Source organism: Enterobacter cloacae complex sp. HYC080_NIDB (genome assembly GCF_056673325.1).
Genome location: NZ_CP114212.1, coordinates 1723416 through 1744100, shown reverse-complemented (window position 1 = coordinate 1744100; position 20685 = coordinate 1723416). Strand labels below are relative to the sequence as shown.

Sequence of the window (20685 nt, the reverse complement as noted above, 5' to 3'; positions counted from 1 at the left end):
AGGAGAATACGATGACCTCTCACGGCTTTTCGCTTAAGCGCTGTATTCTGGACGCCATTTTTTCCGGCCTGATTGCGTTAATCATTTTTGGCCCGATTGCCGGCGTGGTGCTGGACGGATACAGCTTTAACTTCGCCGGGCAGCGACTCGCATGGATAGTCGGCATCGTTATGCTGGGTCGTTTTCTGCTGAGCGCTTTTTTAAGTACCGCCCCAGGTGCACGTTTTCAGGCACGTTTTGAAGCCGACAGCGCAGGTGTTTATGTCCGGCCACCGGAATACAAAAGCCGCATGCGCTGGATTATTCCCCTGGTGATTGCCGTTGCCATTTGCTTCCCGTTTGTCGCCACCAAATATGTGCTGACCGTCGCCATTCTCGGACTGATCTACGTGCTTCTCGGGCTGGGGCTGAACATCGTCGTGGGTCTGGCGGGTTTGCTGGATCTGGGGTATGTCGCTTTCTATGCGATTGGTGCGTACGGCCTGGCGCTGGGGTATCAGTATCTCGGCTTAGGCTTCTGGAGCATGCTGCCGCTGGCGGCCATTATGGCCGCTGCCGCGGGCGCCCTGCTCGGTTTTCCGGTACTGCGCATGCACGGTGACTATCTGGCCATTGTCACCCTCGGGTTCGGGGAGATCATTCGCCTGATCCTGAACAACTGGCTGACGTTCACCGGCGGGCCTAATGGCGTGTCGGCCCCTCCTCCTACCTTTTTCGGCCTTGAGTTTGGACGACGCGCAAAAGAAGGCGGCGTGCCTTTTCACGAGTTTTTCCACCTCACCTATAACCCGAACATGAAGTTTATCTTTATCTATACGGTGCTGTTTCTGGTGGTAATGCTGGTGCTCTATATCAAGCACCGCCTGACGCGGATGCCGATCGGCCGGGCGTGGGAAGCCCTGCGGGAAGACGAAATTGCCTGTCGCTCCATGGGGCTCAATCATGTGCTGGTCAAGCTGTCGGCCTTTACGCTGGGCGCATCGACTGCGGGCATCGCCGGGGTATTCTTCGCCACCTATCAGGGGTTCGTGAACCCGACATCGTTTACCTTCTTTGAATCCGCGCTGATCCTCGCCATTGTGGTACTGGGCGGCATGGGGTCTACGCTTGGCGTGGTGCTGGCCGCCTTTGTGCTGACGGTCACGCCGGAACTGCTGCGCAGTTTTGCCGAGTACCGGGTCCTGCTGTTTGGCATGCTGATGGTGGTGATGATGATCTGGCGTCCACGCGGTTTGATCCGCATTAACCGCAGCGGATTTGCCGTGCGTAAGGGCGTCGCGCCATGAACGAAACGATATTGCGCGTTGAACATCTGATGATGCACTTCGGCGGGATTAAGGCGCTAAACGACGTCAACCTGGACGTGCAGCGTGGTTCCATTACTGCCCTGATTGGGCCAAACGGGGCGGGAAAAACCACCGTATTTAACTGCCTGACAGGCTTCTACAGAGCCTCCGGCGGCAATATTTTATTTACCAGCCGCAATAAGACGACCAACGTCATTCAGGTACTCGGGCAAAAATTTCAGCCGGGTGACTGGATTAACCCCGCGCAGTTCGGGCAGCGTCTGTTCTATAAAATGTTTGGCGGAACCCACCTGGTCAACCGCGCCGGGCTGGCGCGCACCTTCCAGAATATCCGTCTGTTTCGCGAGATGTCGGTCGTGGAAAATCTGCTGGTCGCACAGCATATGCGCGTTAACCGTAATCTGCTCGCCGGGATCGTTAATTCCCCGGCCTACCGTCGGGCTGAAAGCGACGCCCTCGACAGAGCGTTCTACTGTCTGGAAGCTGTCGATCTGGTGGACTGTGCCAATCGCCTGGCGGGGGAGATGTCGTACGGTCAGCAGCGGCGCCTGGAGATTGCCCGGGCAATGTGTACCGGACCGGAGATGATCTGTCTCGACGAACCTGCCGCCGGGCTAAACCCGGTTGAAACGCATAAGCTGAGCAGCATCATTCGTTTTCTGCGGGATCATCATGACATCACGGTATTACTGATTGAGCATGACATGGGGATGGTGATGGAGATTTCGGACGATATTATCGTGCTCGACCACGGTGACGTGATTGCCAGGGGGAAACCCGCGCAGATCCAGCATGATGAAAAGGTCATTGCCGCCTATCTTGGCACGGATGAAAGCGAGGTCACCCTATGAGCGAACCGCTGCTGGCCTTCCGCGAGGTGGATGTGTTTTACGGCGTGATTCAGGCGCTGAAAGAGGTCTCACTTGAGGTGAATACAGGAGAAACCGTGGCGCTGATTGGCGCAAACGGCGCGGGTAAATCGACATTACTGATGTCCATCTTTGGCCAGCCGCGTATCCGCAACGGACAGATCCTTTATCGCGGCGAAGACATCAGCCATAAATCCACCCACTACGTCGCCTCCGGCGGCATTGCGCAGGCACCTGAAGGCAGACGTATCTTTCCGGATATGACCGTCGAAGAGAACCTGCTGATGGGGACCATCCCGATTGGCAACCAGTTTGCGGCCGAAGATATGCAAACGATGTTCGATCTGTTCCCTCGCCTGAAAGAACGGCGTAAACAGCGCGCGATGACCCTGTCCGGCGGAGAACAGCAAATGCTGGCTATCGCCCGGGCGCTGATGAGCCGTCCGACGCTGCTGTTGCTGGATGAGCCCAGCCTGGGCTTAGCCCCGATTGTGGTGAAACAGATTTTCCAGACGCTGCGCGAGCTGGCCCGCAACGGGATGACGATCTTCCTGGTGGAGCAGAATGCGCACCACGCGCTGAAGCTTTCCGATCGCGGGTATGTGATGGTTAACGGGCAGATCCGCCTGAGCGGCAGCGGCGAGGAGCTGCTGGGCAATCAGGAGGTGAGGAAGGCGTATTTGGGTGGGGTGTGACGTCGGCTTAAGCGGGTCCCAAAGGGCAAAAATAAAATTTGCTTATTAGCCCATCCCATGCCTTAATGATCGCGTTGGTTCGATACAATATTTTATATGCGGTATTTTTCCAGTCAGTCCTCTTAACCAGGCGCTATCTCTGATATCCCCTCCTTTTGAGTTCATACGTATACGTTTATACGTTCCCTATCATAACGTTGTTATTCTAAACGTCTTCAAATGGAGTATTTTATGTCATCCAGGATCTTAGGTCTGGTCAAGTGGTATAACGAAGATAAGCGCTTTGGATTTATCTCCCCTCTCGATGGAAGTAAAGATGTATTTGTTCACTTTTCTGCCTTACAGGAAGAAAGTGTCAATACGCTTTTCGAAGGCCAAAAGGTCGAATTCGCTATTATTGCCGGTAATAAAGGCCCAGCGGCAGCCAACGTAATGCTCTGCGATAAGTAATATTATCATTGCGCTACGACGACGATGAGACCTTTAGCAAGCAAACGGCCCTTTGTGGAAAAATATAAATAGAACCCCATTGGAAATTTGCGGCTTGAAAAACAACGACAAAATACAAGGTGATATATGAAAAAAGTGATCGTTTTTTTTAATGGAAAACCTTGCATAGCTATCTCGGTACTTAAAGGGGTTACATCAATACGTGAAGCGTATCCCAACGGAGAAGAAGTCAATCTACAGATCATGTCGGCAGGTTTCCCGTCCTTAACAGGTGACCATGAGGTTATCTATGTTGCATCTGATCGGGAACTGGCCTCACAGGAAATCTTTGATGCAGCCTCTAAATATTTGTAACTATCGGATTTTACAGTTCTAATTTTAGAAAACTGTTACGCTTTACCATCATTATAATAACTATGCATCATTCTTATCGCCTGCTTTATGTAGGCTTTTTTTTATGAAGCCTACCGATACACCAGTGTTGCCTCGACTCCTGCCGTTTTTCATCATTTCACCAGCAGTAACATAATCACATTTACGTAACGGCATAAGTAAAAAGACATAGTCCAGAAAGCACTTCATGATTGAAGAGTAAAAATGGTGCGGTAGGCAGGCGGGGAAAAAATGACAATTACTAATAAGTAACATAGATTTCAAACACAAAAAAACCACCTTTCGGTGGTTTCACGACACTGCTTATTGCTTTGATTATTCTTTGTTTCCCATGGTAGCCGGAGTGGGACTTGAACCCACACAGCGCGAACGCCGAGGGATTTTAAATCCCTTGTGTCTACCGATTCCACCATCCGGCCAGGGAAGAAAGTGGAGGCGCGTTCCGGAGTCGAACCGGACTAGACGGATTTGCAATCCGCTACATAACCGCTTTGCTAACGCGCCGTAAAACTTTTCTAACTGACACCCGCTATTGCGCATGTCTTTAATCTGGAGCGGGAAACGAGACTCGAACTCGCGACCCCGACCTTGGCAAGGTCGTGCTCTACCAACTGAGCTATTCCCGCATGTCATCAAGTCAACTTCTAAACACTTGATTTCATTATCGTCCGGCTTGCTGTGCCGCCGTTCGATGCGTTGCATTCTACTGATATGACGTTATGAGTCAACGTTATTTTTTGCTTCCCTGGATCGTTTGCTGAAAATTACGGCGAAACGATCACTGATCAAGCAAATCCCCGCGCGCAGCGTTCAAATATTGCAGCATTGACCACAGCGTCAGCACTGCCGCTACCCACAGCAGACCAATTCCCGCCCACTCAACCCAGACGTTTGGACGCCAGAGCATCCAGACCAGCGCCGCCATCTGTGCGGTCGTTTTCACTTTCCCGATCCAGGAGACCGCCACGCTGCTGCGTTTACCCAACTCCGCCATCCACTCACGCAGCGCAGAAATGATGATTTCACGGCCGATCATGGTTGCCGCAGGCAGCGTCACCCACCAGGTATGATAGTGTTCAGCCACCAGCACCATCGCGATAGCAACCATGACCTTATCCGCTACGGGATCGAGAAACGCGCCGAAGCGGGTGCTTTGATTCCAGCGACGCGCCAGATAGCCATCAAACCAGTCCGTTACCGCTGCGATAAGGAAGATCAATGCGCAGGCAAAAGGTGCCCACACAACCGGCAGATAAAACGCCAGCACGAAGAACGGAATGAGTACAACACGAAAGAGAGTGAGCAACGTAGGGATATTATATTGCATAGTGACGGTAACTATTTGTTGTCAGTAAAATTTAGCTCTATGTTGCTACAGAGCCCTCAATGTTTCAACGAGTAGTAGATCTTTTCTGCCAGCCCTTGCGAAATACCCGGCACTTTTGCAATTTCCTCCATGCTGGCGTTGAGTAATCCTTGCAATCCGCCCATATACTTCAGCAGCATCTGGCGACGTTTTGGCCCGACGCCCTCAATGGTTTCCAGAGTACTGGTATTTTTCACCTTCGCCCGTTTTTTACGGTGCCCGCTGATAGCATGGTCGTGCGATTCATCGCGAATATGCTGGATAACATGCAGCGCCGGAGAGTCTGGCGGCAGACTGAAGCCCTCACCTTCCGGTTCGAAGAACAACGTCTCCAGACCCGCCTTACGATCGGCCCCTTTCGCCACACCTAACAGCAGCGGATGGTTTTTGTCCCACTCAACGTCGAGCGATTCAAATACCGCTTTCGCCTGGCCAAGCTGGCCTTTACCACCGTCAATCAGGATCACATCCGGGATCTTGCTCTCTTCAATCGCTTTACCGTAACGACGACGCAGCACCTGATTCATGGCGGCATAGTCGTCCCCCGGCGTAATGCCGGTGATGTTATAGCGTCGATACTCGGCGCGCAGCGGGCCATTAGCATCAAACACGACGCAGGATGCTACCGTCTGCTCACCCATCGTATGGCTGATATCGAAACACTCCATACGTTTCACTTCCGGCAACTTCAGGAGCGTTGCCAGCGCGGTTAACCGCTGGCTGACCGTCGATTGCTGAGACAATTTTGTGGTCAGGGCCGTCGCCGCGTTGGTCCGCGCGAGCTTCAGATAACGCGCCCTGTCGCCGCGGGGTTTGGTTTGTACGTTGACCCGACGGCCCGCCAGCTCGGAAAGCGAATCGGCCAGCAGGGTTTTATCGTCAAGGTTGAAATCGAGCAGGATCTCCGAGGGGAGCGTGCGCATCTGGCTTCCCTGTAGATAGAACTGGCCGACAAAGGTTTCCACCACTTCCCCCAGCTCGGTACCACCAGGCACTTTGGGGAAATAGCTGCGGCTGCCGAGTACCTTGCCCTGGCGGATAAACAGCACGTGAACACAGGCCATTCCGGCGTCAAAGGATACGCCGATAACGTCGAGATCGTCACCGGTATTCGAGACAAACTGTTTCTCGGTGACCCGGCGCACCGCCTGAATTTGGTCACGGATCCGTGCGGCCTCTTCAAACTCAAGTGCGGCGCTGGCTTTTTCCATCCGCGCGATCAGCTGGGTTAACACCTGATCGTCTTTTCCGGCTAAGAACAGGCGTACATAGTCCACCTGCTGGGCATACTCATCTTCACTGACCAGCCCGGCAACACAGGGGCCCAGGCAGCGACCAATCTGGTACTGCAGACACGGACGCGAGCGGTTACGGTAGACACTGTTTTCGCACTGACGAATCGGGAAGATTTTTTGCAGCAGCGCGAGCGTCTCCCGCACGGCATAGCCATTCGGGAAAGGACCAAAATATTCCCCCTTCGCGTGTTTTGCACCACGGTGCATCGCCAGACGCGGATGAGTATCGCCACTGAGAAAGATAAACGGATAGGATTTATCGTCCCGCAACAGCACGTTATAGCGCGGTTGATAGAGCTTTATATAATTGTGCTCAAGCAGCAGGGCTTCGGTTTCGGTATGCGTGACGGTGACATCAATATTATGAATGAGAGAGACCAGCGCTTCAGTCTTACGGGAGGCAAGGTTGCTGCGAAAATAGCTGGAAAGGCGTTTTTTAAGGTCTTTCGCCTTCCCCACATAGATAACCGTACCGCCAGCGTCATACATCCGATAGACGCCAGGCTGGCTGGTTACCGTTTTCAGAAATGCTTTTGAATCGAACACATCACTCACTGACTTAACAACGTCTCCGCATTACATAAACCATGTCGGATGGCCAGATGAGTCAGTTCAACATCACCATGAATGTTCAGTTTACTGAACATTCGATAACGATAGCTGTTCACCGTTTTCGGGCTGAGGTTCAGCTGTTCCGAGATCTCATTTACCTTCTGACCTTTCGTGATCATCAGCATAATCTGCAATTCGCGCTCAGACAAACTGGCAAACGGGGACTCGTTTTTCTCGGGTTCGATCTGGCTCAAAGCCATCTGTTGCGCAATGTCAGAGGCGATGTAACGCTGCCCGGCAAACACGGAGCGGATGGCATTGACGACCTCCTGCGGAGCGGCACCTTTGCTCAGGTAACCGGCCGCACCCGCCTGCATCACTTTCGCAGGCAGTGGATTTTCAGTATGCACGGTCAGCATGATGACTTTGGTATCTACGAAGGTACGCGCAATTTTGCGCGTTGCCTCAAGGCCACCGATGCCGGGCATGTTCATATCCATCAGCACCACATCGGCGGAGTTTGTGCGGCACCATTTTACGGCATCTTCCCCACAGCACACCTCTCCGGCAACTTTAATCCCTTTTATATCTTCAAGAATGCGTCGTATCCCTGCGCGCACCAGTTCGTGGTCATCAACAAGAAGGACGTTGATCAAAGGAAATGTCTCCAGAATAGGGATAACGCTACTGAGTGGTAATTTGGTTTATATTAACGGTTTTCCTCACAAGATTAAAACGTTAAAAAATCGGCTATTCGATTTTGCTCTCGTTTTTGGAAATTAGCCTGTACAGTCCGTGGAAAGAGAGTCCTTGCCATCAGGGCTTTTGCGCTTTTTTTTAAGCATCCGTATTCAAAAAGTTACAAAAACCTTGCTCCTTTTCCTCGGGGAAAACAGTTTTCAGATTTTTGTAACAATAATTAACGGTAAGCAAACCACTCATAAACAATTAATAGTCATACCAGGGCATCAGTCTACCGCCTGGCGGAGTTTACGCAAATAAACAGCGCAGTAAAAGTACGAAAAACAACCGCTGCATTTTTTGCTTCAGCTTGTGGTATACTCCGCCGCCTTGACTTTCGTCGTCGCGCTTTAGCGCCGTTTAATAATGAGGAAAATAAATGAGCACACCTGAATTTGCCACTGCGGAGAATAACCAGGAACTGGCACAGGAAGTAAACTGCCTGAAAGCACTGCTGACGCTGATGCTGCAGGCGATGGGCCAGGCTGATGCTGGTCGTGTGATCATTAAAATGGAAAAGCAAATCGCGCAGATGGAAGACCAGGCGGAATCGGCTGTATTTGCAAACACCGTTAAGCAAATTAAACAAGCGTACCGCCAGTAACAAAAAACGGCTGGATGCACTGCATTCAGCCGTCCGCTCGTCTGTCACGCAGAACGTACTCTCTAATCAGATCAGTCCCGTTGCCGCCGCGTAACAAGCAATCTGGGTTTTGTTGGGTGCATTGAATTTTTTCTGCATATTCTTCTGATGGAAGTTAACCGTATTCTCTGAAATGGAGAGAATGATCGCTATTTCCGCTGACGTCTTCCCTTCCGCAGTCCATTTCAGAATTTCCCGCTCACGCTTGCTGAATTTCATCTCTGGCGGCATCACCATCCCATCTTCAAAACGCAACAGCGTGGTTAATGCCATTTGCACCAGCATTTGCAACCGTAGTTCTATTTCTTCCTGCCTGTACGGCACATCCTGCACACTCGTACGGGAAACCGAGAGGAAACCGAGCGCGTGATTAGGCAGCATCAGACACTGCGTTATTCCCGTGCGTAAACCGTGATCCTGTGCGTTATGCCATAACTCCTGCGCATCCGCGAATAATGCGTCCGTCCAGGGAAGATGACCCTGAATGAAATTCTCCGGCTTTAAAACCGGATCAATCGCGAAATAGTTCGCGGATTGATATTGCGCCATCCACTGCTTTGGATAAGTGGTTTGCAGCGAGACCTTGGGTCGCGTAAATGGCACGGGATGGCGCACGCAGAGCGCGTAATAATCGAATTCAAGCGCCTGCGTTTGTCGCTGAAGTTCCTGATATACCTCGTCGGCACAGGTCAATTCCTGAAACCGGAGGAAGCAATCCCGTCGCCAGGTGAAAAAGTCTGAATCCTTCATACTTACTAAAAGAAGCCTCTGAAAAGATAATCATTATTATGGTGAATATAACCTAACACATAAAACTTATTTCTAACCACAAAATATCGGCAATAACACAATTAACTTTACTATTGATAAGGCTTATCTGCTTCGGGTGGAATAAAAAAGCAGACGCCCGGGGCAACAGGGAGAATAATTTGCTCCAGAAAAGATTTCAGGAGCAAATAAGGACAAAAATGCTACTGCATGAGGAATTTTTCAAGGAACTGACGGGTTCGCGGCTGTTGAGGATCCGCAAATAAACTTTTCGCCGGCCCCTGCTCCACAATCCGCCCCTGGTCCATGAAAATGGCCCTGTCCGCCACGTCACGAGCAAAGCTCATTTCATGGGTCACGATGACCATCGTGCGCTTTTCCTGTGCCAGCTGCCGAATGGTGTTCAGCACCTCGCCCACCAGCTCGGGGTCGAGCGCCGAGGTCGGTTCATCAAACAGGATCACGTCAGGGCGCATCGCCAGCGCACGCGCTATCGCCACGCGCTGCTGCTGGCCTCCTGACAGGCGGCGCGGATAGCTGGTCTCTTTACCTGCCAGCCCAACTTTAGCGAGCAGCTCGCGGGCACGCGCCGTCGCGTCCTCTTTTGGCTCACCTTTTACGATGACCGGCCCTTCAATAATGTTTTCCAGTACCGTGCGGTGCGGAAAAAGATTGAAGTTCTGGAACACAAAGCCCACATGCTGACGCAGACGGCGAATTAATCCTTTCTGCTGGCTGATGGATTTACCGGTATCAATCGTAATCTCCCCGACCCGGATGGTGCCCCCTTCCGGCTGTTCAAGCAGGTTAATACTGCGCAGCAGCGTCGTTTTTCCCGACCCGCTCGGCCCGATAATCGCCACCACTTCGCCCTGCTCCACTTCCAGATCGATCCCGTGGAGCACCGTTTGACCATGGAATTTTTTCACCAGGTTTTTAACGTCGATAGCACTCATTTTGGATCACGCTCCTGGCGGTTAAGCTGGTTTTCAAAATAGTTTTGCAGAGCAGACAACACCGTTGCCATCACCCAGTAAATCAGCGAGGCAGCCAGATACATGGTGAAGACTTCAAGGGTGCGCGAGGTAATAAGCTGCGCCTGACGGAACAGTTCAGGCACCTGAATCGTTGCGGCCAGAGAGGTATCTTTGACCAGGCTGATGAAGCTGTTGCTCAGCGGCGGAAGCGCCACACGCGCAGCCTGCGGCAAAATAGCGCGACGCAATGTTTGCCACGGCGTCATCCCGATACTGGCCGCCGCTTCCCACTGACCTTTATCAATGGACGAGATTGCCGCGCGCAGGGTTTCAGAGGTATAGGCCGCCGTATTGAGCGACAGACCAATCATCGCCGCCGGGATCGGATCCAGCTCGATACCGAATTGCGGTAGACCGTAGTAGATCATAAAGAGCTGAGCAATGAGTGGCGTACCGCGAAACACGGAGATATAAAAACGCGCCAGCCAGCGTACCGGCAGAATGGGCGACATACGCATTAAGGCCAGCACGAAGCCCAGCACGAGGCCGAAGAACATCCCGCCAATACTCAGCTGGAGCGTAAATACCGCACCTTTCAGCAGATACGGCAGGGAATCAATAACCAGTTGTATACTTTCTTGCATTATTATTTTTCGACCTGATTTTTAGACATGAGGATGATAAGCAAACAGCGCGGGCGCCCCGCCGGTGTGCACAAATAAAATCGGCCCTTCATCCTTAAAGCGTTTCTGCGTAATGCCATCTATAAGCCCGGCCATCGCTTTACCCGTATAGACCGGATCAAGCAGTATACCCTCAAGGCGCGCCAGCAGTTTAACCGCCTCCATCCCCTCTTCATTAGGCGTGCCGTAGCCCGGCGCAAAATAGTCATCCCAGAGCAGAATATCGGCTTTTGCCTTAAGCGCCAGCTGCTCTGCCACCGCCTGCTGTAACGTGACCACTTTCGGCTTTTGATCCGCAACGCTGCGGGACACCGTCACGCCTATCAGTTCCACCTCGGGCATAAGCTGCTCCAGCCCCACCGCCAGCCCGGCGTGCGTGCCTGCACTGCCAGACGCGACAACCACGGAGGAGAGGCTCACCGCCCCCTCACACTGCTGCGCGATCTCCAGCGCACTTTCCACATAACCCAGCGCGCCCAGCGCATTCGAACCGCCGACAGGGATAACATAAGGACGGAAACCCTGCGCTTCGAGGCGCGTAGCCAGTTCGTCGAGCTGGGCAGTCGGGTCGGTCAACGCATCGACCATCTCCACCTGCACATTAAACAGATCCAGCAGCAGACGATTACCGTTTGTGAGATAATTTTCTGCCCGCGTGCCAATTGGGTTTTCCAGCAGTGCCACGCAATGGAGACCAAGCTTCGCCGCGACTGCCGCCGTCTGACGAACGTGGTTGGACTGGATTGCCCCGGCGGTGATGAGCGTGTCCGCCCCTTCACGCAGTGCATCCGCGGCCAGAAACTCCAGCTTACGCAGCTTGTTGCCCCCCATCGCCATCGGCGTCACGTCATCGCGCTTAATGAAAATATCGCGTCCTACGTAATCAGAAAATCGCGGCAGATACTCCAGCGGAGTCGGCGCGCCGATAAACTCCAGGCGGGGAAAGCGCGTTAAATTCTGTAGTGACATGGGTTCTCCGGTAACTCAGACAAAATGTGATATTTTTCATTATGCACGCAGACGCGTAAGAAATAAAAAAGGCGCTTTTAAAAGCGCCTTTTTTTCACGTCAAAGACTTATTTGGTGACGTCTGCGCCGAACCACTTCTCGGAGAGCGCCTTCAGGCTGCCGTCTTTTTGCATATCAGCAATCGCAGCGTCGATCGCTTTCACCAGGTCTTCGTTACCTTTACGGACCGCAACACCGGATTCCTGACGAGAGAACGCATCACCGGCAACCGCCAGAGTGTTGTTGGTTTTCTTCACCAGATCCAGCGCGGCCAGGCGGTCAACCAGAATGGCGTCAATACGACCTACGCGCAGATCCTGGTATTTCGTCGGGTCATCATCATAGGTACGGATGTCCACGCCCTGAACGTTCTGGCGCAGCCACTCTTCGTAGTTCGTGCCCAGGCCGACACCCACTTTTTTGCCTTTCAGGTCGGCCGCGGTTTTGATGGTGCCTTCGTTACCTTTCTTCACCAGCGCCTGAATACCGGACACGGTGTACGGCGTGGAGAAGTCATACTTCTTCTTACGCTCGTCAGAAATGGTCACCTGGTTAATCACCACGTCAATGCGTTTGGAATCCAGCGATGCCAGCATACCGTCCCATTTGGTCGGTTTCAGGGAGGCTTTCACGCCGAGGTGTTTTGCCAGTTCTTCGGCAAATTCCACTTCAAAACCGGTCAGTTTGCCGTCGTCGCCCTGGAAGCTGAACGGAGGATAGGTTCCTTCCAGCCCAACCAGCAGCGTTCCGCGCTCTTTTACTTTGTTCAGCAGATTTTCTGCAGCGAACGTTTTCACGCTCATACCCGCAACCAGCGCCACGGCCATAACGCCCATCAACGCCTGACGACCCAGAAGTGCTAATTTCATAAATACCCCGATAGCGTAGAATTTTTACGTAGTGTAGAGAAATCGCCTGCGACGTCAAAGGCGACTGCGCTACATCTTATTCTTTTTTAATATATATCAGAAGTTGTTCCGGCGTGGCCTTTCTGCTTCATCGCGCCCGGCATTTGTACCTTATATTGCGCATACTTGCGCAGCGCAATACGGTAGTTGTTGGTGCTGGTGGCAGGCAGCCACGGCTCCAGATTCTCATCCAGATAACCGGTTTTTAGCAGATCGCGAGAGATGTTGTTAACGGTCAGATGCTGTCCTAGGCGGCGCAGGCGAACCACATATTCGCGCACGGTGCCGTGGCTCATCTCCGTTTGTTCAAACAGGAATTGTTTGAAGCCGATAATGTCGAAGAAGTCGCTTTGCTCTTTGCAATGGAGATCGCCACAGAAACGGCAAAGCGCCACCCACTCTTTCTGCTCTTCGAGCCACGCCGCTTCGTCCATCAACGTGTCGAGGCGAGAGATCGCGATTTTATTCACGATCTCGCCACGGCGAACCAGCGTGATACGATCGAGTAGTTTCTTACAGTGGGCGCAATGCGTCTGGCTGTGTTTAAAGTCTTTCAGGTAGCGGCTTAAAGGCCGTCTTTTTGATTGCTGCACCGTCATGATAACTCCTGGTTGTCAATACGTTGTGCGGCATTTTTCGGGTGAAAAAATCACCTATAACTTACCCAGCTTGGTTCGTAAGCGTTTAATGGCCTGGCTGTGCAACTGGCTCACCCGCGACTCCCCCACCTCCAGAACAGCGCCAATCTCTTTGAGATTAAGCTCTTCCTGGTAATAAAGGGTCAACACCAGCTGTTCGCGTTCAGGCAGCGCTTCAATCGCTTCCATTACGCGCTGGCGTAAATTCCCTTCCATTAAATGGTGTAACGGGTTTTCCTGCTGGTGTTCATCCGTCACCAGCTCGATGCTATCGCCATGCTCTTCGCGCCACTCGTCATAAGAGAAGAGTTGGCTATTATTGGTATCGAGCAACATCTGACGATACTCTTCAACAGCAATGCCAAGACGTTCCGCCACTTCGGTTTCCGTTGCGTTGCGTCCCAGTTCCTGTTCCAGCTGCCCCATCGCATGCGCCACTTCGCGGGCGTTGCGGCGAACACTTCGCGGCACCCAGTCACGGCTGCGCAGTTCGTCCAGCATCGCACCACGAATACGCTGAACTGCGTAAGTCGTAAATGCCGTTCCTTGCAGAGCGTCGTATCGGTCAACTGCATTCAATAACCCGATACCGCCCGCCTGTAGCAGATCGTCAAGTTCCACGCTCGCCGGCAAGCGCACCTGGAGGCGCAATGCTTCGTGACGCACCAGCGGGACATAACGCTGCCACAGCGAGTGTTTATCCATTACACCTTCAGCGGTATAGAGTGAATTCACGATAAACAGCCCTGCGTTAATTGAGTTATCGGCATGATTATCCGATTCTGCAGGGGTTTCAATCGGGTGAATAGTGAGTGAAATGAGGGGTTATTTGGGGGGTTATGCGAATAGCGCTAAATAAAAAACCCCGCCGAAGCGGGGTTTGAGCATTATCAGGCGATTAGCCCTGCAGCAGAGACAGAACCTGCTGAGGAACCTGGTTAGCTTTGGACAGCACGGAGTTACCGGCCTGCTGAACGATCTGCGCTTTAGACATATTGGACACTTCGGTCGCATAGTCGGCGTCCTGAATACGGGACTGCGCTTCAGACAGGTTGGTGGTGGTGTTGTTCAGGTTGGTTACCGCAGAGCTCAGACGGTTCTGTACCGCACCCAGAGAAGAACGGAATTTATCAACAGAAGCGATAGCTTTGTCCAGCAGAGCCAGAGGGTTCTGAGTTGCAGTACCTTTCAGCTCAGCAGTTGCAGCCGCGCCGCTCAGTTGCAGAGTACCGGTAGCAACACCAGTAGTTGGCGCTGCTACGCCGCTGTTCGCCAGAACGTCGGTGCCGTTAGTACCAGCCTGGTAGTTTTTGCCCTGGATGGTTACGTAACCAACAGCTGCGCCAGCAGAGTCGGAAGTTACTTTGATCAACTGACCGTTCTGAGTTGCACCAGTAACACCGTTGGTAGCGTCATCATAGGTCACGTCAGTGGTGTTCAGGTTAACTGCACCAGAGGTGGCGTCTACAGACACAGAGTAGTTGTCGGAACCAGAAGATACTACGAATGTACCAGTACCGTTACCCGCAGAGTTCTGAACTTCGTGCAGGCTCAGGGTGCTTGCATTCACGCCCAGTTTAGTTGCAACTGCGCTCAGGTCCACATTCTTCGATGCAGCAGTGGTATCGCCGATCGTAGTGATAGAATCGCTCAGTTTCAGGGAGTTCTGAGAAACAGAGAAGCCGCCCAGGCCCAGAGTAGAAGAGTCGATTTTCTGCAGGTCGATGTTGATGGTCTGGCCATCGTTTGCACCAACCTGAATCGCCATAGAACCGTTTTTAGCCAGTACGTTCACGCCGTTGAACTGAGTCTGACCCGATACGCGGTCGATTTCAGACAGACGGGATTTGATTTCGTCCTGGATTGAAGACAGGTCAGAATCAGAGTTAGTACCGGTGGTCGCCTGAACGGTCAGTTCACGAACACGCTGCAGGTTGTTGTTGATTTCAGACAGCGCGCCTTCAGTGGTCTGCGCCAGAGAGATACCGTCGTTAGCGTTACGTGCAGCCTGAGTCAGACCTTTGATGTTAGACGTGAAGCGGTTAGCGATAGCCTGGCCCGCAGCATCATCTTTAGCGCTGTTGATACGCAGACCAGAAGACAGACGCTCGATAGAAGAAGACAGAGCAGACTGGTTCTTGTTGATGTTGTTCTGAGTGATCAGCGAGAGGCTGTTGGTATTAATGACTTGTGCCATGATTTCGATTCCTGTTGTTCATCAAATCTGTTTGGTTAGATTTGGGTTTCCACCCTTCGGCTTCATCGCCGTCAAAGGTGTTATCGTCTGGTCCAAAACAACCTTTAGATTTTTTTTCAGGATCTCGATAATTTTTTTAGCCACGGAAATACTCTTCTCTATTACCGTTATTCCCGCCATTAAAAAAAAGAAATTAACCGTAAACTTTCCCCCATTAAGGCCGATAACCCCACTATTCGTTCTACGTGTCGATAGATTAAGGAATAAATATGGCAAGTATTTCATCATTGGGGATTGGTTCGGGTCTTCAGTTAGCAGACATTCTGGATAGTCTGACCAAGGCCGAAAAAGAGCAGCTAACACCGATTTCCAAACAACAGTCATCTTATACCGCCAAGCTGAGCGCTTACGGCACGTTGAAGAGTTCACTGGAAGCGTTTCAGACCGCCAACACCGCGCTGAATAAAGCCGACTTGTTTACGGCCACCAGCACGGCGAGCAGCACCACGGCATTCAGCGCCACCACCTCCGGCAGCGCGATTGCGGGTAAATACACCATTAGCGTGTCGCAGCTGGCGCAGGCGCAAACGCTGACCACCAAAAATACCCAGGCGGATACTAAAACCGCTATCGCCACGACAGATAGCAAAATTACCTTTACCGCAGGCAACGGTAAAAAACCGGTGACGGTAGATATCAGCGCGGCCAACTCCTCGCTGAACGGCATTCGTGATGCCATTAACAAAGCGGATGCCGGTGTCACCGCCAGTATTATTAACGTCGGTAATGGTCAGTATCGTCTGTCCATCACCTCTACCGAAACCGGGGCGGACAACGCGGTCAGCATCAGCGTGAGCGGCGACAGCGCTCTGCAATCCTTTATGGGTTATAACGGCACCAGCACCGACGCCAGCAACGGGATGACGGAAAGCGTCACCGCGCAGAACGCGAAGCTGAAGGTGAACAACGTAGATATCGAAAACAGCAGCAATACCATCAGCGATGCGCTGGAAGATATCACCCTGAACCTGAACGATGTCACCACAGGCAACCAGACGCTGACGATCACCAAAGATACGTCGAAAGCGGAAACGGCAATGAAAGCCTGGGTGGATGCCTACAACACCCTTCAGGACAGCTTTGCAACATTAACCAAATATACGGCGGTGGATGCAGGTACAGATGCACAGGATGCCAGCAACGGCGCCCTGCTCGGTGACAGCACGCTGCGTACGATCCAGACCCAGCTGAAAACCATGCTGAGCAACACCGTCGGCGGTACCACTTATAAAACGCTGTCGTCACTGGGCATTACCTCGGACCCAAGCTCAGGAAAACTGGAGCTGGACAGCACGAAGCTGAAAAAAGCGCTAACTGATAACCCAACCGCCGTAAAAGATCTGGTTGTGGGCGACGGTAAAGCCACCGGTATCACCACCACCATGGCCACCAATCTGACTGACTGGCTCTCCAGCAAAGGGATTATCCAGGCGGCAAAAGATGGGGTCAGCAAAACGCTGAACAAGCTGACGGATCAATACAACTCAGTCAGCGATCGTATTGATGCACGTGTGGCACAGTATAAAGCTCAGTTTACCCAGCTGGACGTACTGATGACCTCATTGAACAACACCAGTAGCTACCTGACGCAGCAGTTTGAAAATACGTCCAGCAACAAGTAGTAAACGCTAATCAGACCCGAGGGGGATAACATGTACGGCGCAAAAGGTACACAAGCCTACGCAAAAATAGAGGTTGAAAGCGCGGTGATGAGCGCCAGCCAGCAACAGCTGGTTATCATGCTATTTGATGGAGCCCTCAGCGCGCTGGTTCGCGCGCGTCTGTTCCTGCAAGACGGCAATATCCCGGCAAAGGGACTCGCGATTTCGAAAGCGATCAACATTATCGAGAACGGTCTGAAGGTCGGCCTGGTGGAAAGTAATGGTGATGAGCTCACACAAAACCTGATCGCCCTTTATGCCTATATGGTTCGTCGCCTCCTGCACGCCAATGTGAATAACGACGCCAGCGCCATCGAAGAGGTGGAAACATTGCTGCGCAATATCGCTGACGGGTGGAAGGAGGTTGCCGGTACCCCACAACTGATGCAGGACGCCTTCTAATGAGTAATGCACCGCAGCTCTATACCCTTTATCAGCAACTCCTTGAGCAGAGCCAGTTGATGTTGCGACTGGCCCGGCAGGGGCTATGGGATGATCTGATCATCTGTGAAACCGACTATGTTAATGCGGTGCACTCACTGGCTCGTCTCACTCAGGAAAGTGAACCTTCGATGCAGATTCAGGAGCAGCTTCGCCCGACGCTGCGGGTGATCCTGGACAACGAAGGCCAGGTAAAAACATTGCTGCAAGCCAGAATGGATGAGCTGGCGAAGCTGGTTGGGCAATCCTCCATCCAGAAAACCGTTCTCTCCACCTACGGTAATCAAGGCGGCCATGTCCTGGTTCCGCAAAGTAATAGCGATATCAGTTAGCCATTTAACTGGCGTACGAGCATTAACCGTTTCGTACGCCAGCATTTCTGCCAAACCTGCGCCATACTTGAGTTTCGCGACCTCATGGAGATGGTGCATGCGCAACCCAACACTTTTACAATGTTTTCACTGGTATTACCCTGCTGGCGGTGAATTGTGGCGAGAAGTCACGGCGTTAGCCCCTAATCTTAATGAAATCGGCATCAATATGATCTGGCTTCCCCCCGCGTATAAAGGTGCGTCCGGCGGGTATTCGGTTGGCTATGACTCATACGATCTGTTCGATCTCGGCGAATTTGACCAGAAAGGCAGTATCGCCACGAAATACGGTGACAAAGCGCAGCTGCTGGAGGCCATAGAGGCGCTGAAAAGCAATGATATCGCCGTGCTGCTGGACGTCGTGGTGAACCACAAGATGGGGGCAGACGAGAAAGAACCTGTCCGCGTTCAGCGCGTGAACGAGCAGGACCGCACGCAAATTGATGATGAGATCATTGAGTGTGAAGCCTGGACACGCTACACCTTCCCTGTCCGTGCCGGGCAATATTCTCAATTCGTCTGGGATTACAAATGCTTCAGCGGCGTGGACCATATTGAAAACCCGGATGAAGACGGCATCTTTAAAATCGTCAACGACTACACCGGCGAAGGCTGGAACGATCAGGTTGATGATGAGATGGGTAACTTCGATTATCTGATGGGCGAGAATATTGATTTTCGCAATCACGCGGTCACCGAAGAGATCAAATACTGGGCCCGCTGGGTCATGGAACAGACGGGCTGCAACGGTTTTCGTCTGGATGCCGTCAAGCATATTCCCGCCTGGTTTTATAAAGAGTGGATTGAGCACGTCCAGGACGTCGCTGACCAGCCGCTGTTTATTGTGGCGGAATACTGGTCCCATGAGGTGGATAAGCTGCAGGCCTATATTGACCAGGTCGACGGTAAAACCATGCTCTTTGATGCTCCCCTGCAGATGAAATTCCACGAAGCTTCTCGTCAGGGACGGGATTATGACATGAGCCAGATCTTCACCGGTACGCTGGTGGAGGCGGATCCGTTCCATGCGGTCACTCTCGTCGCTAACCACGACACCCAACCTTTGCAGGCGCTGGAAGCACCGGTAGAAGCCTGGTTTAAACCGCTGGCGTATGCGTTGATCCTGCTGCGGGAAAACGGCGTGCCGAGCGTGTTTTATCCGGATCTCTTCGGGGCGAGCTATGACGATACGGGTGGAGATGGCGAGACCTACCACATCGACATGCCGGTCATTGAGCAGCTTCATGAACTGATCCTCGCCCGGCAGCGTTTTGCCCACGGCGTGCAGACCCTGTTTTTTGACCATCCTAACTGCATCGCCTTCAGCCGCAGCGGTACGGAAGACGATCCCGGCTGTGTGGTAGTGATGTCGAACGGCGACGACGGCGAGAAAGTGATTTGTCTTGGGGAAAATTACGGCGACAAAACGTGGCGTGATTTCCTCGGCAATCGCGAAGAAACGGTCACTACCGCGGCAGATGGCGAAGGCACCTTTACCTGTAATGGAGGGAGTGTCAGCGTTTGGGTAATAGAAGATGCGCTGTAGAAACAATGCCGGGTGGCGCTGACGCTTACCCGGCTTACGGGACGGTACTTTTGTAGGCCGGGCCAGGCGAAGCCGCCACCCGGCAACAAACGGCTACGGTAGTTTACTCTCCAGCGGGTTTTTGCTCAGGTAATCAGTACATTCCACCGTTGGGCGGTCAACCTTCTGCAGCTCCATCCCGTCATACTCAAGCGTCGCGCCATCACGCTCCAGCGGATAGATATCCAGCTTGCGGGTAACGTTGTAGTAGCTGTCTGAACGCAGCATGATTTTACCCGGCACGGCAATCACGCGCTGCCACTGGCGGCAGTCCAGCGTATCGCCCTCTTCGGTCACCACCAGCGTGGCAATCGCTTCAGGACTGACCAGGCTACTCTGCGGTCCTTTTGACTGCCAGTATCCCGCCATATGCGCCGGGACAGGATGCTTGATCACATCCTGATAGTTATCGACCTGTACGCACCCGGTCAGTGCCAGCAGCGCGCCAGCAATTGCTTTTTTTTTCATCATCTTTCCTGCTTTCGAAGAAAAAAATATTGTGGCATTAAAGCGCTGCGGCTGCCAGCGAAGATAAAGGGCTTAAACCTGCATGCCCATCACTTCCTGATACGCCGACACCAGTTTATTTCGCACCTGAATCCCCATCTGGAGGGAAACCGTGGCTTTCTGCAAATCGGCCATCACATCATTCAGCGCCACGCCCGGCTCACCGAGGGTGAATTTCTCCGCCTGGGTACGCGCCGCGGTCTGGGTATCGCTGATACGGTCAAGAGCGGCATGCAGTTGCCCCGCAAAGCTGATGGTCGGCTGTTGTTCTGCCACATTCTGATTACGGGCCGTCATCGCCGTTGCCTGCAACTGACTGATTACCCCTTCAATGCCCTGTATAGCCATGACTCTCCCCTGGATGGTTTTTTACGCGGTCAAGACTAACAGCTTGTCAATAAGATAATGGCGGTAAATAGCGTGAAAAAACCAGGTTATTTGACGCATAGAAAATCCGGAATCATCAAATAATGGCAGGGCCATCAATATGGAACTTTTGTCGTGTTTGCCGACCCGGGAGTCAGTTTTGTTTCTCTACACGAATAACGTAAACCACCAGGATTTAAGAGG

The 20685-nt window shown here is 52.4% G+C and carries 24 protein-coding genes and 3 tRNA genes; 11 read left to right on the top strand and 16 right to left on the bottom strand.

The genetic code is table 11. The features are described 5' to 3' along the window. Positions 1 to 11 precede the first annotated feature (11 nt). From livM to O1723_RS08210, 5 genes are all read left to right on the top strand, one after another. Positions 12 to 1286 carry a high-affinity branched-chain amino acid ABC transporter permease LivM gene (gene livM / locus O1723_RS08230; protein WP_023337448.1) on the top strand — a complete coding sequence of 425 codons (1275 nt, stop codon included), beginning with the start codon at positions 12 to 14 and terminating at the stop codon, positions 1284 to 1286. After that, on the top strand, positions 1283 to 2158 hold the full coding sequence (locus tag O1723_RS08225; RefSeq protein WP_248190961.1) for an ABC transporter ATP-binding protein: 876 nt from the start codon (positions 1283 to 1285) through the stop codon (positions 2156 to 2158). The genes livM and O1723_RS08225 overlap by 4 nt, the downstream gene beginning before the upstream one ends. Beyond that, entirely contained in the window at positions 2155 to 2871 is a 717-nt protein-coding gene (locus O1723_RS08220) for an ABC transporter ATP-binding protein (protein ID WP_023337450.1), read from the top strand. The genes O1723_RS08225 and O1723_RS08220 overlap by 4 nt, the downstream gene beginning before the upstream one ends. 231 nt (positions 2872 to 3102) lie before the next feature. Next, complete coding sequence (locus tag O1723_RS08215) at positions 3103 to 3321, top strand: cold shock domain-containing protein (RefSeq protein WP_023337451.1); 219 nt, start codon at positions 3103 to 3105, stop codon at positions 3319 to 3321. Between the two features lie 126 nt (positions 3322 to 3447). Next, the gene (locus O1723_RS08210; protein WP_248190960.1) at positions 3448 to 3675 is read left to right on the top strand and encodes a hypothetical protein; all 228 of its coding nucleotides are present in this window, start codon (positions 3448 to 3450) and stop codon (positions 3673 to 3675) included. Positions 3676 to 4046: 371 nt separating this feature from the next. Here the strand turns inward: O1723_RS08210 and O1723_RS08205 are convergent. The 6 genes from O1723_RS08205 to uvrY form a co-directional block, all read right to left on the bottom strand. Then, positions 4047 to 4133, bottom strand: a tRNA-Leu gene (locus O1723_RS08205). Between the two features lie 11 nt (positions 4134 to 4144). Continuing rightward, positions 4145 to 4218 (bottom strand) — tRNA-Cys (locus O1723_RS08200). 46 nt (positions 4219 to 4264) lie between these two features. After that, positions 4265 to 4340: transfer RNA gene (locus tag O1723_RS08195), tRNA-Gly, on the bottom strand. 152 nt (positions 4341 to 4492) lie between these two features. After that, positions 4493 to 5041, bottom strand: a complete 549-nt coding sequence (gene pgsA / locus O1723_RS08190; RefSeq protein ID WP_023337474.1) for a CDP-diacylglycerol--glycerol-3-phosphate 3-phosphatidyltransferase — start codon at positions 5039 to 5041, stop codon at positions 4493 to 4495. A 56-nt stretch (positions 5042 to 5097) separates the two neighbouring features. Further along, a complete protein-coding gene (uvrC, locus tag O1723_RS08185) occupies positions 5098 to 6930 on the bottom strand; it encodes an excinuclease ABC subunit UvrC (protein WP_014884376.1) in 1833 nt (610 codons plus the stop codon). Beyond that, positions 6927 to 7583, bottom strand: coding sequence for a UvrY/SirA/GacA family response regulator transcription factor (uvrY, locus tag O1723_RS08180; RefSeq protein WP_023330806.1), 657 nt, complete (start codon positions 7581 to 7583; stop codon positions 6927 to 6929). The genes uvrC and uvrY overlap by 4 nt, the downstream gene beginning before the upstream one ends. Before the next feature lie 385 nt (positions 7584 to 7968). Here uvrY and O1723_RS08175 point away from each other — a divergent pair, with 385 nt between their 5' ends. Together O1723_RS08175 and O1723_RS08170 are read left to right on the top strand one after the other, a co-directional pair. Then, positions 7969 to 8022 carry a hypothetical protein gene (locus O1723_RS08175; protein ID WP_418885776.1) on the top strand — a complete coding sequence of 18 codons (54 nt, stop codon included), beginning with the start codon at positions 7969 to 7971 and terminating at the stop codon, positions 8020 to 8022. Between the two features lie 25 nt (positions 8023 to 8047). Continuing rightward, on the top strand, positions 8048 to 8272 hold the full coding sequence (locus O1723_RS08170; RefSeq protein ID WP_014832453.1) for a DUF2594 family protein: 225 nt from the start codon (positions 8048 to 8050) through the stop codon (positions 8270 to 8272). Positions 8273 to 8338: 66 nt separating this feature from the next. Here the strand turns inward: O1723_RS08170 and sdiA are convergent, their stop codons facing one another. From sdiA to O1723_RS08130, 8 genes are all read right to left on the bottom strand, one after another. Next, complete coding sequence (gene sdiA / locus O1723_RS08165; protein ID WP_014884378.1) at positions 8339 to 9061, bottom strand: quorum-sensing transcriptional regulator SdiA; 723 nt, start codon at positions 9059 to 9061, stop codon at positions 8339 to 8341. A 221-nt stretch (positions 9062 to 9282) separates the two neighbouring features. Next, complete coding sequence (tcyN, locus tag O1723_RS08160; RefSeq protein WP_014884379.1) at positions 9283 to 10035, bottom strand: L-cystine ABC transporter ATP-binding protein TcyN; 753 nt, start codon at positions 10033 to 10035, stop codon at positions 9283 to 9285. Then, complete coding sequence (tcyL, locus tag O1723_RS08155; RefSeq protein ID WP_014884380.1) at positions 10032 to 10700, bottom strand: cystine ABC transporter permease; 669 nt, start codon at positions 10698 to 10700, stop codon at positions 10032 to 10034. Before tcyL ends, tcyN begins: the two co-directional genes overlap by 4 nt. 21 nt (positions 10701 to 10721) lie before the next feature. Continuing rightward, positions 10722 to 11708, bottom strand: coding sequence for a D-cysteine desulfhydrase (gene dcyD, locus O1723_RS08150; protein ID WP_023330807.1), 987 nt, complete (start codon positions 11706 to 11708; stop codon positions 10722 to 10724). Positions 11709 to 11815: 107 nt separating this feature from the next. After that, a complete protein-coding gene (tcyJ, locus tag O1723_RS08145) occupies positions 11816 to 12616 on the bottom strand; it encodes a cystine ABC transporter substrate-binding protein (RefSeq protein ID WP_014884382.1) in 801 nt (266 codons plus the stop codon). Between the two features lie 86 nt (positions 12617 to 12702). Further along, the gene (fliZ, locus tag O1723_RS08140; protein WP_014884383.1) at positions 12703 to 13254 is read right to left on the bottom strand and encodes a flagella biosynthesis regulatory protein FliZ; all 552 of its coding nucleotides are present in this window, start codon (positions 13252 to 13254) and stop codon (positions 12703 to 12705) included. 54 nt (positions 13255 to 13308) lie between these two features. After that, positions 13309 to 14028: an RNA polymerase sigma factor FliA gene (locus O1723_RS08135; protein ID WP_014170714.1), complete on the bottom strand. Its 720-nt coding sequence runs from the start codon at positions 14026 to 14028 to the stop codon at positions 13309 to 13311. A gap of 163 nt (positions 14029 to 14191) precedes the next feature. Next, a complete protein-coding gene (locus tag O1723_RS08130) occupies positions 14192 to 15490 on the bottom strand; it encodes a FliC/FljB family flagellin (protein WP_023337476.1) in 1299 nt (432 codons plus the stop codon). 269 nt (positions 15491 to 15759) lie between these two features. Between O1723_RS08130 and fliD the strand changes: the two genes are divergently transcribed. The 4 genes from fliD to amyA all read left to right on the top strand — a co-directional run bounded on the left by fliD (position 15760) and on the right by amyA (position 19569). Next, on the top strand, positions 15760 to 17172 hold the full coding sequence (gene fliD, locus O1723_RS08125) for a flagellar filament capping protein FliD (RefSeq protein ID WP_023337477.1): 1413 nt from the start codon (positions 15760 to 15762) through the stop codon (positions 17170 to 17172). Positions 17173 to 17202: 30 nt separating this feature from the next. Further along, the gene (fliS, locus tag O1723_RS08120) at positions 17203 to 17613 is read left to right on the top strand and encodes a flagellar export chaperone FliS (protein WP_023337478.1); all 411 of its coding nucleotides are present in this window, start codon (positions 17203 to 17205) and stop codon (positions 17611 to 17613) included. Beyond that, positions 17613 to 17984, top strand: coding sequence for a flagella biosynthesis regulatory protein FliT (gene fliT, locus O1723_RS08115; protein WP_014884388.1), 372 nt, complete (start codon positions 17613 to 17615; stop codon positions 17982 to 17984). Before fliS ends, fliT begins: the two co-directional genes overlap by 1 nt. Before the next feature lie 97 nt (positions 17985 to 18081). Further along, positions 18082 to 19569, top strand: coding sequence for an alpha-amylase (amyA, locus tag O1723_RS08110; RefSeq protein WP_023337479.1), 1488 nt, complete (start codon positions 18082 to 18084; stop codon positions 19567 to 19569). 93 nt (positions 19570 to 19662) lie between these two features. Here the strand turns inward: amyA and yedD are convergent, their stop codons facing one another. Beyond that, entirely contained in the window at positions 19663 to 20076 is a 414-nt protein-coding gene (gene yedD / locus O1723_RS08105) for a lipoprotein YedD (protein WP_023337480.1), read from the bottom strand. Positions 20077 to 20148: 72 nt separating this feature from the next. Further along, the gene (fliE, locus tag O1723_RS08100) at positions 20149 to 20463 is read right to left on the bottom strand and encodes a flagellar hook-basal body complex protein FliE (RefSeq protein WP_014884391.1); all 315 of its coding nucleotides are present in this window, start codon (positions 20461 to 20463) and stop codon (positions 20149 to 20151) included. Between the last annotated feature and the right edge of the window lie 222 nt (positions 20464 to 20685).

Bases quoted from the DNA above. Each gene is read 5' to 3' on its own strand.
- O1723_RS08225 (WP_248190961.1), top strand. From the start codon at position 1,283: ATGAACGAAACGATATTGCGCGTTGAACATCTGATGATGCACTTCGGC.
- sdiA (WP_014884378.1), bottom strand. From the start codon at position 9,061: ATGAAGGATTCAGACTTTTTCACCTGGCGACGGGATTGCTTCCTCCGG.
- O1723_RS08220 (WP_023337450.1), top strand. From the start codon at position 2,155: ATGAGCGAACCGCTGCTGGCCTTCCGCGAGGTGGATGTGTTTTACGGC.
- livM (WP_023337448.1), top strand. From the start codon at position 12: ATGACCTCTCACGGCTTTTCGCTTAAGCGCTGTATTCTGGACGCCATT.
- O1723_RS08170 (WP_014832453.1), top strand. From the start codon at position 8,048: ATGAGCACACCTGAATTTGCCACTGCGGAGAATAACCAGGAACTGGCA.
- tcyN (WP_014884379.1), bottom strand. From the start codon at position 10,035: ATGAGTGCTATCGACGTTAAAAACCTGGTGAAAAAATTCCATGGTCAA.
- amyA (WP_023337479.1), top strand. From the start codon at position 18,082: ATGCGCAACCCAACACTTTTACAATGTTTTCACTGGTATTACCCTGCT.
- O1723_RS08210 (WP_248190960.1), top strand. From the start codon at position 3,448: ATGAAAAAAGTGATCGTTTTTTTTAATGGAAAACCTTGCATAGCTATC.
- fliD (WP_023337477.1), top strand. From the start codon at position 15,760: ATGGCAAGTATTTCATCATTGGGGATTGGTTCGGGTCTTCAGTTAGCA.
- O1723_RS08215 (WP_023337451.1), top strand. From the start codon at position 3,103: ATGTCATCCAGGATCTTAGGTCTGGTCAAGTGGTATAACGAAGATAAG.
- O1723_RS08130 (WP_023337476.1), bottom strand. From the start codon at position 15,490: ATGGCACAAGTCATTAATACCAACAGCCTCTCGCTGATCACTCAGAAC.
- pgsA (WP_023337474.1), bottom strand. From the start codon at position 5,041: ATGCAATATAATATCCCTACGTTGCTCACTCTCTTTCGTGTTGTACTC.
- fliT (WP_014884388.1), top strand. From the start codon at position 17,613: ATGAGTAATGCACCGCAGCTCTATACCCTTTATCAGCAACTCCTTGAG.
- fliS (WP_023337478.1), top strand. From the start codon at position 17,203: ATGTACGGCGCAAAAGGTACACAAGCCTACGCAAAAATAGAGGTTGAA.
- fliZ (WP_014884383.1), bottom strand. From the start codon at position 13,254: ATGACGGTGCAGCAATCAAAAAGACGGCCTTTAAGCCGCTACCTGAAA.
- fliE (WP_014884391.1), bottom strand. From the start codon at position 20,463: ATGGCTATACAGGGCATTGAAGGGGTAATCAGTCAGTTGCAGGCAACG.
- dcyD (WP_023330807.1), bottom strand. From the start codon at position 11,708: ATGTCACTACAGAATTTAACGCGCTTTCCCCGCCTGGAGTTTATCGGC.
- yedD (WP_023337480.1), bottom strand. From the start codon at position 20,076: ATGAAAAAAAAAGCAATTGCTGGCGCGCTGCTGGCACTGACCGGGTGC.
- tcyL (WP_014884380.1), bottom strand. From the start codon at position 10,700: ATGCAAGAAAGTATACAACTGGTTATTGATTCCCTGCCGTATCTGCTG.
- tcyJ (WP_014884382.1), bottom strand. From the start codon at position 12,616: ATGAAATTAGCACTTCTGGGTCGTCAGGCGTTGATGGGCGTTATGGCC.